This window comes from Bradyrhizobium sp. CIR48, assembly GCF_014198315.1.
Taxonomy (GTDB): domain Bacteria; phylum Pseudomonadota; class Alphaproteobacteria; order Rhizobiales; family Xanthobacteraceae; genus Bradyrhizobium.
Genome location: NZ_JACIHG010000012.1, coordinates 88,232 through 103,115 on the forward strand (window position 1 = coordinate 88,232; position 14,884 = coordinate 103,115).

Below are 14,884 nucleotides of genomic sequence, written 5' to 3' on the forward strand. Positions count from 1 at the left end.
ACAAGAATTGCCGCTTGTTTCAACACCTAAGTGGATGGAGCCGTGCATGAGCAACATCGATCGTCGTAGCCTGGTCAAGGGCTCGCTCGCCGTCATGATGGCGGGAGCAGCGTCACGCGCCGCCTTCGCGCAATCGTCCGAACCGATCCTGCTCGGCGTCAGCGGTCCGCTGACGGGACCGAACGCGCAATATGGCACGCAGTGGAAGCAGGGCTTTGATCTCGCGCTCGACGAGATCATGGCGGCCGGCGGCATCAACGGGCGCAAGCTCGCCTACCAGTTCGAGGACAGCCAGAGCGATCCGCGCCAGTCGGTCGCGATCGCCCAGAAGTTCGTCTCCGATCCCCGCATCGTCATGGAGCTCGGCGACTTCTCCAGCCCGGCCTCGATGGCGGCCTCGCCGATCTATCAGCGCGGCGGCCTCGTGCAATTCGGCTTCACCAACTCGCACCCCGATTTCACCAAGGGCGGCGACTTCATGTGGAGCACGTCGGTCAGCCAGGCCGACGAGCAGCCGCTGCTGGCGGCCTATGCCGTGAAGCGTCTCGGTCTCAAGAAGCTCGCGGTGCTGCACCTCAACACCGATTGGGGCCGCACCAGCCGCGACTATTTCGTCAAGGCGGCGAAGGGGTACGGCGCCGAAATCGCGGTCACCGAGGGCTACATCGCGGAGGAGCGCGACTTCCGTTCCACGCTGGTGCGCGTGCGCGACGCCAGTCCGGACGGGCTGATCCTGATCTCCTATTATTCCGACGGCGCGCTGATCGCCCGGCAGGCGCGGCAGGTCGGCCTGAAACAGGTGATCTGCGCCGCGAGCTCGGTCTACTCGCCGAAATTTCTGGAGCTCGGCGGCGAGGCGGTCGAGGACGTCCATCTCGGCACGCGCTATTTCCCCGAGGATCCCAGGCCCGAGGTGAAGAAATTCATCGCCGGCTTCAAGGCGAAATACGGCGGGCAGGAGCCGGACGCCTTCAACGCTTATTCCTATGATGCGATGAACATGGCGGCCGCCGTGGTCAAGATCGGCGGCACCGACCGCCGTGCGGTCCGCGATGCCTTCGCGAAAGTGAAGGACGTCTCCAGCGTCATCTTCGGCTCGGCGACGTTCGACGTCGAGAGCCGCCGCGTCAAGGGCGCCATGAATGCCGAGCTGGTCGTGCGCAAGGGCCAGTTCGCGCTCTGGGACGGCAAGCCGACCTGATCTGTAGGCTGGAGCAACCGCTTCGGCCGACTTCATTCTACGCGGGGATCACCGTTTGTCTTCCTGGCTCGACTATACGATCAACGGGCTGATCGTCGGCAATGTCTACGCCCTCGTTGCGGTCGGGCTCGCGCTGATCTTCGGCGTCAGCCGGCTGATCAACTTCGCGCAAGGCTCGATCTATCTGGTCGGTGCCTATATCGGCTGGGTCGCGGTGGTGCAGCTGCATACGCCGCTGCCGCTCACCATCATCGTGGTCGCGGTGGCTGCCGCGCTCGTCGGATTGATCATCGAGCGGTTCGGCTTGCGTCCGCTGCAGAACTCGGTGCGCATCGCGCCGCTGCTCGCCACGATCGGCATCAGCTTCGTGCTCGATCAGCTTGTCATGCTGACCTTCTCGCCCAATCCGCGCGCGCTGCCGAGCCAGTTGCCTGATGTCCGCTTCCAGGTCGGCGGCGGCACGATCGGCCCGCTCGATCTGCTCATCGCTGGCGTCGGCCTCACCAGTGCGCTGTTGCTGTTCGTGTTCCTGCGTTACAGCAAGCTCGGATGGGCGGTGCGCGCGGCGTCGCAGGACCGCGACGCGGCGATGCAAATGGGCGTTGACGTCAACCGCGTCAATCAGGCGGTGTTCGGCATTGCCGCCGCGCTCGGCGGCGTCTCCGGCATGCTGGTCGGCATGTACTACAACCAGATCGACACCGCGATGAGCCTGCAGGCGACGCTCAAGGGCGTCGTCGCTGAAGTCGTCGGCGGCGCCGGTAATGTGCCCGGCGCGGTGATCGGCAGCCTGCTGCTTGGTCTTGTCGAGAGCTACGGCGTTGCGGTATTCGGCACCAGCTACCGCAATCTGTTCGCGTTCCTGCTGCTCGTCGTCGTGCTCGTGCTGCGGCCGAACGGCCTGTTCGCGAGCGCGCGGCAGGCCCCGCCCGAGCCGCTCACCGGCACCTTCATCGCGCCGAGCCGCCCGGTGCGCATCCCGCGCTGGGCGCTGCTGGCTGCGGCCGCGATCTTCGCGGTTCTGCCGTTTTTCCCGGTGTCGTTCTACGTGCTCCAGACCCTGATCAATGCCTGGCTGCTCGGCATGCTCGCACTCAGCCTGACACTGGTTGCGGGCACGATCGGCCAGGTCTCGCTCGGTCACGCCGCGCTGCTCGCGATCGGCGCCTACACCTCCGCGCTGCTGTCAATGACCCTCTCCGTACCGGTGGGCCTTTCGATCATCGGCGGCGGCTTGATGTGCGCCGCGCTCGGCACCGCGCTGATCTCGCCGTCGTTTCGCCTGCGCGGGCATTACGTGTCGATCGCGACACTCGCCATCGGCGAGATCGTGTCCCTGGTGATCCTGAACTGGGAAAGCGTCACACGCGGCCCGATCGGCATCTCCGGCATCCCGCCGCTGTCGCTGTTCGGCTACGATCTGATCAGCCCGACCTCGATCTACTGGTTCAGCTTCGCGGTGATGGTCGTGCTGGCGCTGCTGCAGGGGCGGCTGCTGACATCGCACCTCGGCCGCAGCTTTCGCGCCATCCGCGACGACGACATCGCCGCGCGCGCCTATGGCCTCAGCCTGAACCGCTACAAGTCGCTGGCCTTCATCTTCGGCGGGTTCGCCGCCGGCGTCAGCGGCGGCATCGCCGCGCATCTGTATTCCTACATCAACCATGAGACCTTCAACACGCAGCAATCCATCCTGGCGCTGACAGTGGTCATCCTCGGTGGCCTCGGCAATGTCGTCGGCGCGATTCTCGGATCGGTGGCGCTGGTCGGCCTGCCCGAGGTCTTTCGGATCGCGGCGGAGTATCGCATCCTGATCTACGGCATCGTGCTGTTGCTGCTGGTGCGGTTCAGGCCGCAGGGCCTGCTGGGGACGATGTGATGGCGGAGCAGCACACGACCATGCTGTCCTTGCGTGGGCTGACGCGGCGCTTCGGTGGCCTCACCGCGGTCGACGCCATCGACCTCGATCTCGCCAGGGGAGAGCTCATCAGCATCATCGGCCCGAACGGCGCCGGCAAGACGACGCTGTTCAACCTCGTGACCGGTCTTGATCGCCCCGACGCCGGCGTCGTCCATTTCGAAGGTCAGGACATCACCGGCCTGTCGCCGGAGCGGCTCGCCGCCGAAGGCATCGCGCGCACGTTCCAGCTCGGCCGCGTCTTCGGCAATCTCAGCGTGATGGACAACGTGCTGATCGGCGCCCACACGCGGCTGCGTGCGGTGAAGCCGGCGGTGCCGGTGATCGGCCCGCTGCTGGAATTGGGGTTGGCGCTGCTGCGTCCCACCAGCGTCAGGGCTGAGGAAGAGCGGCTGCGCGAGGAGGTGAAAGCCATTCTCGCCCGCTTCGGCGAACGGCTGCTGCCGCGGATCGACCAGCCGGCCTACAGTCTGTCTTACGCCAACCGCCGCCGTGTCGAGATCGCACGCGCGCTGGCGCTGAAGCCGCGCCTGTTGCTGCTCGACGAGCCCACGGCCGGCATGAACCCGACCGAGACCGCGGAGATGCAGTCGCTGGTCGCCGAGCTCAAGGCGGAGGGGCTGACCATCCTCCTGATCGAGCACAAGCTGGAGATGGTGATGCGCCTGTCCGATCGCGTCATCGTCATGGACGAGGGCAAGAAGATCGCGGAAGGGCCGGGCGAAGCGGTGCGGAGCGATCCCAAGGTGATCGAGGCCTATCTTGGCCACGGGCTATCAGGGACGTCGGAGCAGGAGAGCGCAGCATGACGACGAGCGCCCCCGAACCTCTGCTGGCATTGTCGAACGTCAATACGTTCTACGGGCAGGCCCAAGTGCATTTCGACCTGTCGATCACGGTCGCGCGCGGCCACATCGTCTGCCTGCTCGGAGGCAATGCCAGCGGCAAGTCGACGACGATGAAGATCATCCTTGGCTTGGTCAAACCGCGTTCCGGCGATGTCACGTTCGACGGCGCATCGTTGATCGGGCTGACCACGCCGCAGATCGTCCGCCGCGGCATCGCCTCGGTGCCGGAGGCGCGGCGGCTGTTCGCGGACATGAGCGTGCGCGAAAATATCCTGATGGGCGCCTTCGTGCGCAACGACCGCGAGGCGATCGCGCAGGATCTCGACAGGATGCTCACCCTATTCCCGAAGCTCGGCCAGCGGCTGTCGCAGCGCGCGGGCTCATTGTCAGGCGGCGAGCAGCAGATGGTCGCGATGGCGCGGGCGCTGATGAGCCGTCCCAGGATGATCGTGATGGATGAACCGACCATGGGTCTGTCGCCGCTCTATGTCGACCGCGTGCTGGAGCTGATCCGGACCATCAACCAGGAGGGAGTCTCTGTGTTCATGGTCGAGCAGAACGCCAGCCTCGCGCTGGAGATCGCGCATGAAGCCTATGTGCTCCAGACCGGCAAGATCGTGCTGTCAGGCCCGGCGCGGGCGCTGAAGGACGACCCTCGAATCCGCGATGCCTATCTCGGCGGCTCCGAGGCGGCGTAGCGCTTCAAGCCGAAGCCGCGCTCGCGAGCTGCTCCGCCGGCAGATCATCGCCATTGGGATCGCCCGGCGCAGTGGCCCAGGCCAGCTCGACCAGCGTCACGATCCTGCGTCCGCCGCCGTCGAGCTGGATCACGATCAGGCCCTGCTCCTCCATGTAGCCGAGCAGCCGCTGCGCGCGGCGCAGCGAATGCGAGCCATAGGCCCGCGCGATCGCGGCGTCGCCGGGACACGGCCAGCCTTCCTTCGCGGCGCGCGCGATCATCATGAACACGCCCTGCATGTCGTCGGGCAGGATCGAGGCGCGCAGCGACACGTCCTGCCAGGCGTCGTCATCAGTGAGATCGGTGCCGAGGCCGGCGCGCGCATGGGTCAGCATGCGGCGGAATTCGTTCAGGTCGGGCACGGCCGCCCCTAAGCCCTCGATGCGGCAGCGGACCACGAACTCCTGATAGAGCACGCCGATGGCGCGGAAGCCCGCGTCGGGCTCCGCCAGCACGGCGCGCAGCGTACGAGCCACGCGCTCGCGCCGCTCCGCGAGCTCCTCGGCGCTGACGGGTACCTCGACCAATTCGGGCCGGATCTCCGGCGTAGCGGCGGCCTTCGCGGCGCGGAGCTGTTCGAGCAAATCCGGTGCCGGCCTGCGCTGCGGGCGGCTGGCATCGGGCGGCGGCGCGGCCAGGATCACGGCGCGCATATCTTCAAGCGAGGATTCCGGCAGCGGCATCAGCCGCGGCGTGGAATTGCGTGGGCTCGTGTCGGTCGGGCCGATATGCAAACGCAGCGGCCGGCGCGACAGCGCAGGTCCCAGCGCCATGAACTGCCCACGCTCGAGATCGCGGAAGGATTCGGCTTGCCGCCGTTCCATGCCGAGCAGATCGGCGGCGCGCGCCATGTCGATGTCGAGGAAGGTGCGCCCCATCAGGAAATTGGAGGCTTCCGCCGCGACGTTCTTGGCTAGCTTCGCCAGCCGCTGGGTCGCGATGATGCCGGCCAGCCCGCGCTTGCGGCCGCGGCACATCAGATTGGTCATGGCGCCGAGCGAGAGTTTTCGCGCCTCGTCCGAGACTTCGCCGGCCACCGCCGGCGCGAACAGCTGCGCCTCGTCGACGACCACGAGCATCGGATACCAATGGTCGCGGTCGACGTCGAACATCCCGCCGAGAAACGCGGCGGCGCGGCGCATCTGGTTCTCGGCGTCGAGCCCTTCGAGATTGAGCACCGTGGAGACGCGGTGCAGCCGCGCGCGCTCGCCGGCGACCTGAAGGCCGCGCTCGGTGTGATCCTCGGCCTCGATCACGAGATGGCCGAAGCGTTCAGCCAGCGTGACGAAATCGCCTTCGGGGTCGATGATGGCCTGCTGCACCCACGGCGCGCTCTGTTCCAGCAGCCGCCGCAGCAGATGCGACTTGCCGGAGCCCGAATTGCCCTGCACCAGGAGACGGGTCGCCAAGAGTTCCTCGAGGTCCATGGCGGCCGCGGCGCCCGCCGTGGTCTGCCCCATCTCGATTGCAACCGTCATGCCCGACTCAAGTCCCCGTCATTCGCGGACAGGGGCTTATCAATCCCGCCGCGGCGCGTCGAGCGGCACGGCGCTGATCAGGCCGCGTTGCCCACGGCGGCGTTCAGGCGTGATTCGATAGCCGTAAAAGTGCGGGCCGATAGGGGGCTTGCGGATCGTCGTCCTCGTTCGCAGGGATGACGCAAGAGCCGAATTCCTGCCTGATCCGCTCCATCTCGGCGATGCGCTCATGCAACCGCTGCAAATGCTCCGGCGATGTCGCCCGCCAGAACCGGAACGTGTCGGCCGTCAGCGGCACGAAGGCCGTGCCGAACAGGGTCGGCTCGGAGACGACGGTGCGTCCGAGCAGCAGGAAGCGGTCGGCGCCGGAGACGATCAGGGTCGCATAGCCGCGGTTTCCGATCCGCCTGATGCCATTCAGCGACCATTCGGCGAGCTTGCTGAAATACGGCTCCTCGCGCCAGCGATCGGGGCAATGGTCGTCGACCGTGACGTTCACGGCATCCTGGCTGAAATGAACGATGATGCCCGACTTCGCCGGGAACCAGTCATCGTCGAGATGCCCCTGCAGCCAGGCGCAGACGAAGGAGCGGCACATCTGGGGACGGCGGTCGTAGATGGTGCAGCCGGTGCCCGTCTGCCAGTGCTTGCAGAGCTGGTTCACCGGCTTGTCGACGACGGCCACCTCGAGAATGTCGCAGCAGGCGTTGCACGATCCGCATTGCCGGGCGAACGGCGCCGTCTTCGGCTGGCCGGCTGCCTTGAAGCCCTGGCCGTCGCGAACGAGCAGTTTCTGCTTCTCCAGCGTGTTCAAGGCGCGCTCGACCTTGAGACGGGACAATCCGGTCGCGTCGATGACACTCTTCATGGTTGTCGCGCCGGCCTCCACCGCGCGAGCGACCTGCAACGTCGACTGATCCATCTTCGATGACTTGTTCTTTCGCCCGTCAATCCGGCTATCGCGGGCAGGCTTGGAACCTGCCCGCAGCCGGCATCTGGAGTCTCTGCCGAAGCATCTCGGCGGCCTCCGTTACGTAAGGCCAGACCTCGCACGGATGCAACGTTTTCGCAAATCGGCGACCACGGGGGTGGGCGGATTCGGGTCGATTCCGGGCTTTGACGACCGGATTCGATGATGAAGATCAAACCAGCCTGGCCAGGGGCCTGCTAGCTCAGGCGCATGAGCTTCCTGACCTTCTTCACGGCGACCTATTTCCTGCTGGCCGTGCCCGGGCCGACCAACACCTTGCTCGCGACATCGGGCGCAGGGATCGGGATCGCGCGCTCGCTTCATCTGCTTGTGGCGGAGCTCGCCGGCTATCTGCTGGCGATCGCGCTGTTGCGGCTGGCGCTCGGGCCCATCGTCATGGATATCCCGCTCGCGGCCGTCCTGCTCCGCGTCGCAGTGACCATCTACATCCTGTGCCTTGCCGCCATGCTCTGGCGGGTCAACACGCGCGAGCTGCGCGACGGTGCAGCGGTGACGTTCGGCCAGGTGCTGCTCACAACCCTGTTGAACCCGAAAGTGCTCGTCTTCGCCTTCCTGCTCCTGCCACTTGGAGCAGGGCCGCTTGAACTGTTGCCCTGGTTGGGCGCGATTGCGCTTCAGATTGTCACCGCTGGCGCCGCGTGGATCACTCTGGGCGCAACACTCGGCCGCAGCGCCCGCCGGTTCGGGCATCCCGACCGGGTCACGCGCACCGGCGCGGTCACGCTTGTCGCGGTGACCGGCCTGATCTGGCTTCAATCATTCCTGAGCGCGTGAGCGTCGACGTCGGTGGATGCGGCGCGCTTACTGCGCGCCGGATCCGCCCTGCACGATCTTCTCGTTCAGCTTCAGATCGACGGTCTCGACCGTGCGGTCGATTTCGGCGTTGGGCACGCCGAGCTGATGCGAGATCAGCTTCACCAGGAGGTCGACGCGCTCGATGAAGGGCGCGCCGCTCGCGACCGCGCGCGCCGCCGATGACGGCTTGAGCAGGCTCTCGGCGGCCTTGGCGTATTTCGCGAACGGCACCTGGTCCTGCGGATCGGCGCCGAGCTTGCGGGCGATGGCGTCGACATGGTCGTAGATCGTTTGCGAGCGACTGAGGTCGCTGTGCACGGCGTCGCGGATCGACTGCGGATCGTGCGGCGTGATGCAGCGGTAATTGCCGGTGAGCAGCATCGACCATTTCGCCAGCGGCACGAACAGGGAATCGAACACTTTCAGCTTCACCGGCACGTCGTGGCCGTCGAGCGTCACCGCGTCGATGTCGGCCTCCAGCTCGCGCAGCACCTTGTTGTGCTTCTCGTCGGCGAACACCGACGCCTTGAAGTTGGTGGGCAGGCCGACATGCAGCACGTTGGCGGCTTCTTCCGGCGGACGGAACGCCTGAGGGTCGGGCGAGCACAGCGTCACCAGCCCCGGCTCGAACCGCTCCCACACCTGGGCATTGGTGTAGGCCTCTTCCAGATCCATGTCGGCGAGCGCCGGGATCCGCTTCAGATAGGGCAGCGGCGGCATATTCATGATCGACAGGCACGGCAGCTTCGCCGCGGCGATCTTGACCATGAGAACGCGAACTGTGTGGTTGGTGTATTGCGGCTCCTGCATCGCAAGGCCGACCATGTCGTAGCGGGAGAGGTCGACATTGGCGGGGGTCACGGCGTCGAGCTTGCCGGGCAGGTTGCGCGAAAAGATCGCCCGATGCACCGCTTCGTCACGCAGCTTGATGCGCACCTCGGTACCTTCGCGGTTGATCAGCTCCGCGGTCTTGGCGCGGCAGACCAGGGTCACATTGTGCCCTGCCATCAGCAGCTTCGTGCCCAGCAGCGAGCCGTAAGAAGCCCCGAGAATCAATATGTTGCGCGCCATATTCCGTCCCTTTGACAATGTGTGTGATTCTTGAGCCCCGGCCGTCATCCGCGGGCGAGTTGCCGGCATGTAAAGCGAAGTGCGCAGGGATGGCAACTGGGATAATGCATACAAGGCGCGCCAGGATCCCGGCGGCCGGATGGAGCGAAGAGCATTGTCCGGCAATCCTTCCACCCGCCGGCAAGGACCAGGCTTATGCCGCGCTCATCCGCTACGAGCCCCAATTTTGCCCGACGGGTCCTTGCTGTCCCGCCACCTGCGGCTGTCAATCGGCTCACTCAACGCCGTACGGCTTTACCGAATCCGGTAGGCCGGAGGATGTCTCGCTCGTCCCGGCTCAGCGTGAGGTGCGGTCGTACGTCGTCACATGTCGCGTGCCGATGATCGCCACGTCGGTTGATCCCCCTGTTTTCTTCCTGTCATATTTGCCTTTCGGCATTGATGAAGCGGCAATCCGCCGCATCTCTCACCATATCGTGCTTTCACAATGCCGGCCTACGCAGGCATGTATTTTACGTCGGCGAAGTGAGTCATTTCAGTTCGCCGATCGCAACAAGAAAAGTCAGGGCCCGCATCGCAAGTCTGATCGCAAGACTGGCGGGGTGCGCGGCAAGCAACTGTGTTCAGCGATGGAGCTGGGACGTGACGATTGAGTTGGGCCGGCCTCGACCTTGGGCTCAAGCGGGCTGGTTTGGAATGGCGGCGAAAGACGTCGACGCGGCGGGCTGCCTCGCCAGACGCAAGCGCGATGGACGCGATCAGGGGCGGCGGCGATCGCATCGAGCAGGTGCGCGGGGCGCTGCGCAGAATGCAAAGCCGGCTAGTCTGGACGCAAGTCCGGGCAACCGTTGACCGCGCCGCTCGGGGGCTGACATGGAAGGTGATCATTGGCCTCACGGCTCGTGCGACGGCGCCGGGCAAAGCCTGGCGCGCTTGCGGGATCGCGCGTCCCAATTTTTCCAAAGCCTGTCCGTCGCGGAGCTTGGGCGTGAGACGCACCGGCATCTGTGGATTTCGGACTGGTTGAAGGTCGCGGACGACTACCGGACCTTGGCCGAATCCGCGCACCAAAACCGTTCCGCCTGGGTTTCGCGGGAAGCGTGGCTGTGTTCGCTAACGGCCCTCGAAGTCGTCAGACGCTTGTCTTGTCCGGAAGATGTCGAAAGTGCCGGCCTCGCAGACGAGGTCGGCATCAGCCTGCGAGGTTTCGAGGCGGAGGCCGGACTGGCGATCGAGCGGGTCAAGATTGATTGCTTCGACCAAGGGGCGCTGGCCGGCTTCTTTCTGCCGGCGCTCCGTCGTGGGACTTCCGCGCCGACGGTCATCTGCCTCAGCGACGAGGACATCACCCTGGGCTCGATGATGAGCAGGCTGTTGCCGGCCTCACTCTGCGGGACCATGTCGCTCCTGTTCGTCGATGCCGGCAATTCAACCGTGCATCGCTCCTTCAAGCCGGAGCACAGGCTTCAGTGCTGGTTGGACTATCTGGAGGCTCGCCCCGATGTCGATGCGCGGCGGATCGCAATCTATGGCGAAGGGGAGGGCGCCTCTCATGCGTCCCGCCTTGCCCTCTCGGATCGCAGGATAGCGGCCGCCGTGTGCGATGGCGGTCTTTTGACGCCGGTGATGCGTCGAGCGTCGCTTCGCTGGATGACCGGTTTCGGGCAAGCGGTCCCCGACGGGGCCGCGACGGGTTCGCTACCGCCGTCGCGTCGACTCCCGTGCCCGCTGCTCATGGTCGTCGGGAGCCGCTCCATGATATGGGAGCAGGATGCCCTCGATCTGCAAGCCGGCTATCGGCAGACCGGAGCCGATTGCTCGGTCGTGGTGCCCAACAATGTCCGGCACCCGCTCGGCGAGGTCGAGAATTTCATCGCTGTCGACGACTTCGTCTTCGAATGGCTCGGCAGCAAGCTCGGAACGGCCCGTCAGCTTGACCCCGTGACCTATCTCTAGCCCTTGGGAGAATCGCATTTGAGCGCGGTGTTTGCCGCCATGCTTCGGGCGGTCGCCTCGACGCCAAGGCGCGCGTCACGACACGTCGATAGCCAGCAATCGTGCCGCCAGCCGCGCGTTCCTGGCGATCGTTGCCAGCGCGGCATTCAGTTCAGCCAGGGTCTTCTCGTCGAGCTCGTTGAAGATGGTCGAATTCAAGGCGAGCTTTCTCTTGGATAGTTTTTCGATTTCCGTCGTGGCCTTCTCCGTCAGCGACATCAGAACGAAGCGGGCATCGTCCGGTGCCGGCCGCCGCGACAGGAAGCCGCCCTTTTCGAGGCTCTTGGTCTGGTTGGTCACGAAGGCCGGGTGGACCCGCAACTTGTTCGCGATATCGATGCCGGCGACGCCGCGCCCGTCGTCCAGTTCGGTGATCGCCATCAGGATCAGCCACTGCGGCTCGGTGATGCCCAGCAGTCCGGCCCAGCAGGTATGGATGTCCTCCAGCTGGGAGTGAATTTCGACGACGTTCCAGATGAAGTCCGTAATCGCCCTGTCGAGTTTCTTCTCGATCATGTGGCTGCCCCCCGTTTCCCTCAGTTCACTCTTTTAATGGGATATTGGGGAATCGTCTCGCATATCGCGCGTGGACAATTGTGGCGGACACCGCACGGCGGAAACGGTTCGGCGGTTTAGTACTTGCAAAAAGCAATTAATTAAATTACGTCTCCTCCCACTCAATCTTTGCTGCTCTTGACCCTGTCGATGGACAGCGATGTGAGACCTCCAAGAAAGCCCTCGGGATGCCCCCTGAGGGCTTTTTCGTTTTGTAATAAAGAGTTAGTTGCCGCGCCAATCGTCTTTGTTGCGCTTGAGCAACATCTCGGATGGAAGTTACGATTCACTAAATCAATAAATTGAGGCCGTTGTTTTTATAAACTATACGTGAGCTACGACGGAGGGGGGGCACCTCACTGTCGTTTCAGTCCGGACCTTCAGTGCGGACCTGAATTGAACGGAAATTAAGTGGGTCAAGCGGCGTCCTCCGAGGAGCCGAGCCCCCTGAACCGACCTGGAGGTTTACTAATGAAGTTGACGAAGACGCTCTTTCTCGGCTCGGCTGCCGGCCTGATGGCCGTCTCCGGGGCGTTCGCAGCCGATCTGCCCGTGAAGGCCAAGGCCGTCGAATACGTGAAGATCTGCTCGCTGTACGGCGCCGGCTTCTACTACATCCCGGGCACCGACACCTGCATCAAGCTGGGTGGTTATCTGCGCGCTGAAGTCGCGTTCAACACCAACAGCAACTACGGCATCTCGAACGGCTCCCCGGCTGGTGCGCACAACCGCCTCAGCAACTACTACCAGATGCGCGCTCGTCAGGATCTCAACATCGACACGCGCACCGCGACCGAATACGGCGTCGTCCGTACCTTCTTCGACGGCGTGTTCACCTGGACCACCGGCGGCTATCAGGGCTCCGGCTCCGCGACGGGCGGCACGGTCTATACCGGCAACCTCGGCCTCAACACCTCCGGCGCGACGCCGGCGCTCGTTGGTTCGTCGATCAACGGCACCGACGGCAACACCTCGGGCGGTTCGCTCGGCGTGTACTACGCCTTCATCCAGTTCGCCGGCTTCACCATGGGTAAGGCCGTGTCGCAGTTCGATGCGCCCTGGACCAACTATCCCGGCAACAACATCGACAGCCTCGTCGGCGGCAGCGGCACGGTCACTGGTGTCAACCAGTTCACCTACACCGCTGACTTCGGTCAGGGCGTGACGGCTTCGTTCTCGGCGGAAGACGCGACGGCCTACTACCAGGCCGGCAACGTGAACCTGACCGGCGCGACCGTCGGCAGCATGGTCGGCGGTACGTACGGCACCAACGCCATCGGCGGCTCGCGTTCGCCGAACCTCGTCGGTATGGTTCGTGTCGACCAGGCTTGGGGCATGTTCCAGGCGTCGGTCGCCGCTCACGACAACCACGTCGCCTACTACGGCGCCAACGAAGCCACCGGTCACCCCGACGACAAGTGGGGCTGGGCGGTTCAGCTCGCTCTGTCGATCAAGAACATCCCGACCGGCGCGGGTGACGTGATCAACATTTCGGGCGTCTACACCGACGGCGCGACCCGCTACAACTTCCAGAACCTGGCGGGCAGCAGCTACTCGATGTTCGGCAGCTCGGGCGTTGCCTATCAGAGCGTCGGCTTTGCCTATGCTCCGGACACCGTGTTCGTCACGGGCGGCCAGCAGGAAACCGTCAAGACCTGGGGCTTCCGCGGTGCTTACACCCACAACTGGGATCCCTACTGGAACACCGCGCTCTACGGCGCCTACGCTCAGGCGCAGTACGGCTCGGTCGCCAAGACCGCTCTCTGCGGCGCTGGCGGTGCAGGCGGCGTGTTCGGCGGTCTCGCCGGTGTCACGGGTTGTAACCCTGACTTCGCCGTCGGCCAGGTCGGTATCATCACCCGCTGGACCCCGGTCAAGAACCTGACGTTCTCGGGCGACCTGAACTGGACCCGTCTCGACCAGAAGTACTCGGGCACGGTTGGCTACGCCGGTGCCGGCACGACGGCCAAGCCGGCCGCCCTGTACGAGCTGAAGGATCAGGACAGCGTCACCCTGCTGCTCCGCGCCCAGCGCAACTGGTAAGATCTTTCGAACCACGTGATGAACACCCGGCGGGAAACCGCCGGGTGTTTTTTTGTGCGCCCATCCCGCGTGATGCCTGACGCCCCCGTTGCCCGGATCGAGCCAACGGGTCGCGTGAATGCGCTGCCCGATGGTGTAGGGACCGCTCGCCCCGCATCGCGGGCCGTCCCGGATTACGCTGGCGCTCAATCCGGGCTACGGCAACCGAGCCTGTTTCGCTGCGCTGAGAATCGCGGTGCAAATATTTCGATCTACCGAAATTCGGTTTCAGCGACAGTGGTGATTGCAGGACGCTCGATCATTGCGGGGAGCTCTTGCGACGAAGCAATCCCGAATCCTTCCGTGGAAAGAGTTTGGATTGCTTCGCTGCGCTCGCAATGACGGCGTGGAGAGAGCGGGCGTCATAACTCCGCTCGCGTGCCCCGGACGCAGCGCAGCGTCTCCCTGGCGATGCGAAGCATCTGCGCAGCAACGTTGTCAGCGTTGCGGCTTGTCCGGGGACACGAGGGAACTGCATGCGTTGTTCAGAGACCGGCGCTGCGAAGTTGTCCGCGGGCTGTGCCGCAACCACTCGCGCGGAAATTGCGTGCGTCTCAGCCCTGGCTTGCCATCCGCGCGCGGTCGAGATGCTCCTCGATCTTGGGGCGGTCGCGGGTGCGCTCGAAACTGGTGCACAGCAGTTCGGTCTCATCGAGCGAGACTGGAGCGCGATACAGCCGGCACATGAATTCGGCGCTCGCGCGTCCTTTGGAGGTAGCCGGGCCGCGTTCGGCGAGAAACATGCAGTCCCGGCAGACACTGGCATCGAGCCGCTGATGGGCCGCGTCGAGGTGATTGAGAACTTCGCGGAGCGAGTCGCGCAGCCTGACGCATTCGTCGTTTCCAAGCGAGGTGACCGCATTGACGACGTGATTGATCGGGTCGTGCTGGTTCAGGCATTTCTCGCCCTGGGCGGTGACGTGCAGGACGACAGAACGCTTGTCCTCTTGCGACGGCTTGCGCACCAGAAAGGATTTGCTCTCCAGCGTTTTCACGATCTGCGATGCAGTTGCTCTGGTGGCGCCGATGAAGCCGGCCAGCGCGGACGGCGTGCGCGAAAATCTGTTGGCGCGGCCGAGAAAGCGCAGCGCCATCCATTCGCGATCGCGCAATCCATGCTGATTGCCTTCGAAATACCAAGCCCTCGCCGCCTGAACCAGCAGCTCGACGGCTTCCCGTGCCAATGGCATGAATCTACCTCGTCCCCGGAA

Annotated in this window: 13 protein-coding genes; 8 read left to right on the plus strand and 5 right to left on the minus strand. The window is 64.7% G+C overall.

All coding sequences use genetic code 11. The annotated features are described in order from the left end of the window. Positions 1 to 46 precede the first annotated feature (46 nt). Genes GGD66_RS31945 through GGD66_RS31960 form a run of 4 tightly spaced genes read left to right on the plus strand, consistent with a single transcriptional unit; the run spans position 47 to position 4,665 of the window. Positions 47 to 1,201, plus strand: coding sequence for an ABC transporter substrate-binding protein (locus GGD66_RS31945; RefSeq protein WP_092254004.1), 1,155 nt, complete (start codon positions 47 to 49; stop codon positions 1,199 to 1,201). A gap of 55 nt (positions 1,202 to 1,256) precedes the next feature. Then, the gene (locus GGD66_RS31950) at positions 1,257 to 3,080 is read left to right on the plus strand and encodes an ABC transporter permease (protein ID WP_092253800.1); all 1,824 of its coding nucleotides are present in this window, start codon (positions 1,257 to 1,259) and stop codon (positions 3,078 to 3,080) included. Then, positions 3,080 to 3,928, plus strand: a complete 849-nt coding sequence (locus tag GGD66_RS31955; RefSeq protein WP_177236983.1) for an ABC transporter ATP-binding protein — start codon at positions 3,080 to 3,082, stop codon at positions 3,926 to 3,928. The genes GGD66_RS31950 and GGD66_RS31955 overlap by 1 nt, the downstream gene beginning before the upstream one ends. Beyond that, a complete protein-coding gene (locus GGD66_RS31960) occupies positions 3,925 to 4,665 on the plus strand; it encodes an ABC transporter ATP-binding protein (RefSeq protein ID WP_092253797.1) in 741 nt (246 codons plus the stop codon). Before GGD66_RS31955 ends, GGD66_RS31960 begins: the two co-directional genes overlap by 4 nt. Positions 4,666 to 4,669: 4 nt before the next feature. Here GGD66_RS31960 and GGD66_RS31965 read toward each other — a convergent pair whose 3' ends face one another. After that, positions 4,670 to 6,184 carry an ATP-binding protein gene (locus tag GGD66_RS31965; protein ID WP_092253795.1) on the minus strand — a complete coding sequence of 505 codons (1,515 nt, stop codon included), beginning with the start codon at positions 6,182 to 6,184 and terminating at the stop codon, positions 4,670 to 4,672. Positions 6,185 to 6,287: 103 nt separating this feature from the next. Beyond that, positions 6,288 to 7,106: a YkgJ family cysteine cluster protein gene (locus tag GGD66_RS31970; protein WP_183260436.1), complete on the minus strand. Its 819-nt coding sequence runs from the start codon at positions 7,104 to 7,106 to the stop codon at positions 6,288 to 6,290. 258 nt (positions 7,107 to 7,364) lie between these two features. On the opposite strand from GGD66_RS31970, the gene GGD66_RS31975 reads away from it, so the two are divergent. After that, positions 7,365 to 7,949: a hypothetical protein gene (locus GGD66_RS31975; protein WP_183260438.1), complete on the plus strand. Its 585-nt coding sequence runs from the start codon at positions 7,365 to 7,367 to the stop codon at positions 7,947 to 7,949. A 27-nt stretch (positions 7,950 to 7,976) separates the two neighbouring features. On the opposite strand, the gene GGD66_RS31980 is transcribed toward GGD66_RS31975, so the two are convergent. Beyond that, positions 7,977 to 9,041: a ketopantoate reductase family protein gene (locus GGD66_RS31980; RefSeq protein WP_018318424.1), complete on the minus strand. Its 1,065-nt coding sequence runs from the start codon at positions 9,039 to 9,041 to the stop codon at positions 7,977 to 7,979. Between the two features lie 380 nt (positions 9,042 to 9,421). On the opposite strand from GGD66_RS31980, the gene GGD66_RS31985 reads away from it, so the two are divergent. Both GGD66_RS31985 and GGD66_RS31990 read left to right on the plus strand, forming a co-directional pair. Next, positions 9,422 to 9,694 carry a hypothetical protein gene (locus tag GGD66_RS31985; protein ID WP_183260440.1) on the plus strand — a complete coding sequence of 91 codons (273 nt, stop codon included), beginning with the start codon at positions 9,422 to 9,424 and terminating at the stop codon, positions 9,692 to 9,694. Positions 9,695 to 9,914: 220 nt separating this feature from the next. Then, the gene (locus tag GGD66_RS31990; protein WP_183260441.1) at positions 9,915 to 10,997 is read left to right on the plus strand and encodes an alpha/beta hydrolase; all 1,083 of its coding nucleotides are present in this window, start codon (positions 9,915 to 9,917) and stop codon (positions 10,995 to 10,997) included. Positions 10,998 to 11,072: 75 nt separating this feature from the next. Here GGD66_RS31990 and GGD66_RS31995 read toward each other — a convergent pair whose 3' ends face one another. Next, a complete protein-coding gene (locus GGD66_RS31995) occupies positions 11,073 to 11,552 on the minus strand; it encodes a MarR family winged helix-turn-helix transcriptional regulator (protein ID WP_018318426.1) in 480 nt (159 codons plus the stop codon). A gap of 510 nt (positions 11,553 to 12,062) precedes the next feature. Here GGD66_RS31995 and GGD66_RS32000 point away from each other — a divergent pair. Then, entirely contained in the window at positions 12,063 to 13,634 is a 1,572-nt protein-coding gene (locus GGD66_RS32000) for a porin (RefSeq protein ID WP_018318427.1), read from the plus strand. A gap of 593 nt (positions 13,635 to 14,227) precedes the next feature. On the opposite strand, the gene GGD66_RS32005 is transcribed toward GGD66_RS32000, so the two are convergent. Continuing rightward, on the minus strand, positions 14,228 to 14,863 hold the full coding sequence (locus tag GGD66_RS32005; protein WP_018318428.1) for a MarR family winged helix-turn-helix transcriptional regulator: 636 nt from the start codon (positions 14,861 to 14,863) through the stop codon (positions 14,228 to 14,230). Between the last annotated feature and the right edge of the window lie 21 nt (positions 14,864 to 14,884).

Bases quoted from the DNA above. Each gene is read 5' to 3' on its own strand.
- GGD66_RS32005 (WP_018318428.1), bottom strand. From the start codon at position 14,863: ATGCCATTGGCACGGGAAGCCGTCGAGCTGCTGGTTCAGGCGGCGAGG.
- GGD66_RS31975 (WP_183260438.1), top strand. From the start codon at position 7,365: ATGAGCTTCCTGACCTTCTTCACGGCGACCTATTTCCTGCTGGCCGTG.
- GGD66_RS31995 (WP_018318426.1), bottom strand. From the start codon at position 11,552: ATGATCGAGAAGAAACTCGACAGGGCGATTACGGACTTCATCTGGAAC.
- GGD66_RS31985 (WP_183260440.1), top strand. From the start codon at position 9,422: ATGATCGCCACGTCGGTTGATCCCCCTGTTTTCTTCCTGTCATATTTG.
- GGD66_RS31955 (WP_177236983.1), top strand. From the start codon at position 3,080: ATGGCGGAGCAGCACACGACCATGCTGTCCTTGCGTGGGCTGACGCGG.
- GGD66_RS32000 (WP_018318427.1), top strand. From the start codon at position 12,063: ATGAAGTTGACGAAGACGCTCTTTCTCGGCTCGGCTGCCGGCCTGATG.
- GGD66_RS31980 (WP_018318424.1), bottom strand. From the start codon at position 9,041: ATGGCGCGCAACATATTGATTCTCGGGGCTTCTTACGGCTCGCTGCTG.
- GGD66_RS31945 (WP_092254004.1), top strand. From the start codon at position 47: ATGAGCAACATCGATCGTCGTAGCCTGGTCAAGGGCTCGCTCGCCGTC.
- GGD66_RS31970 (WP_183260436.1), bottom strand. From the start codon at position 7,106: ATGGATCAGTCGACGTTGCAGGTCGCTCGCGCGGTGGAGGCCGGCGCG.
- GGD66_RS31990 (WP_183260441.1), top strand. From the start codon at position 9,915: ATGGAAGGTGATCATTGGCCTCACGGCTCGTGCGACGGCGCCGGGCAA.
- GGD66_RS31965 (WP_092253795.1), bottom strand. From the start codon at position 6,184: ATGACGGTTGCAATCGAGATGGGGCAGACCACGGCGGGCGCCGCGGCC.
- GGD66_RS31960 (WP_092253797.1), top strand. From the start codon at position 3,925: ATGACGACGAGCGCCCCCGAACCTCTGCTGGCATTGTCGAACGTCAAT.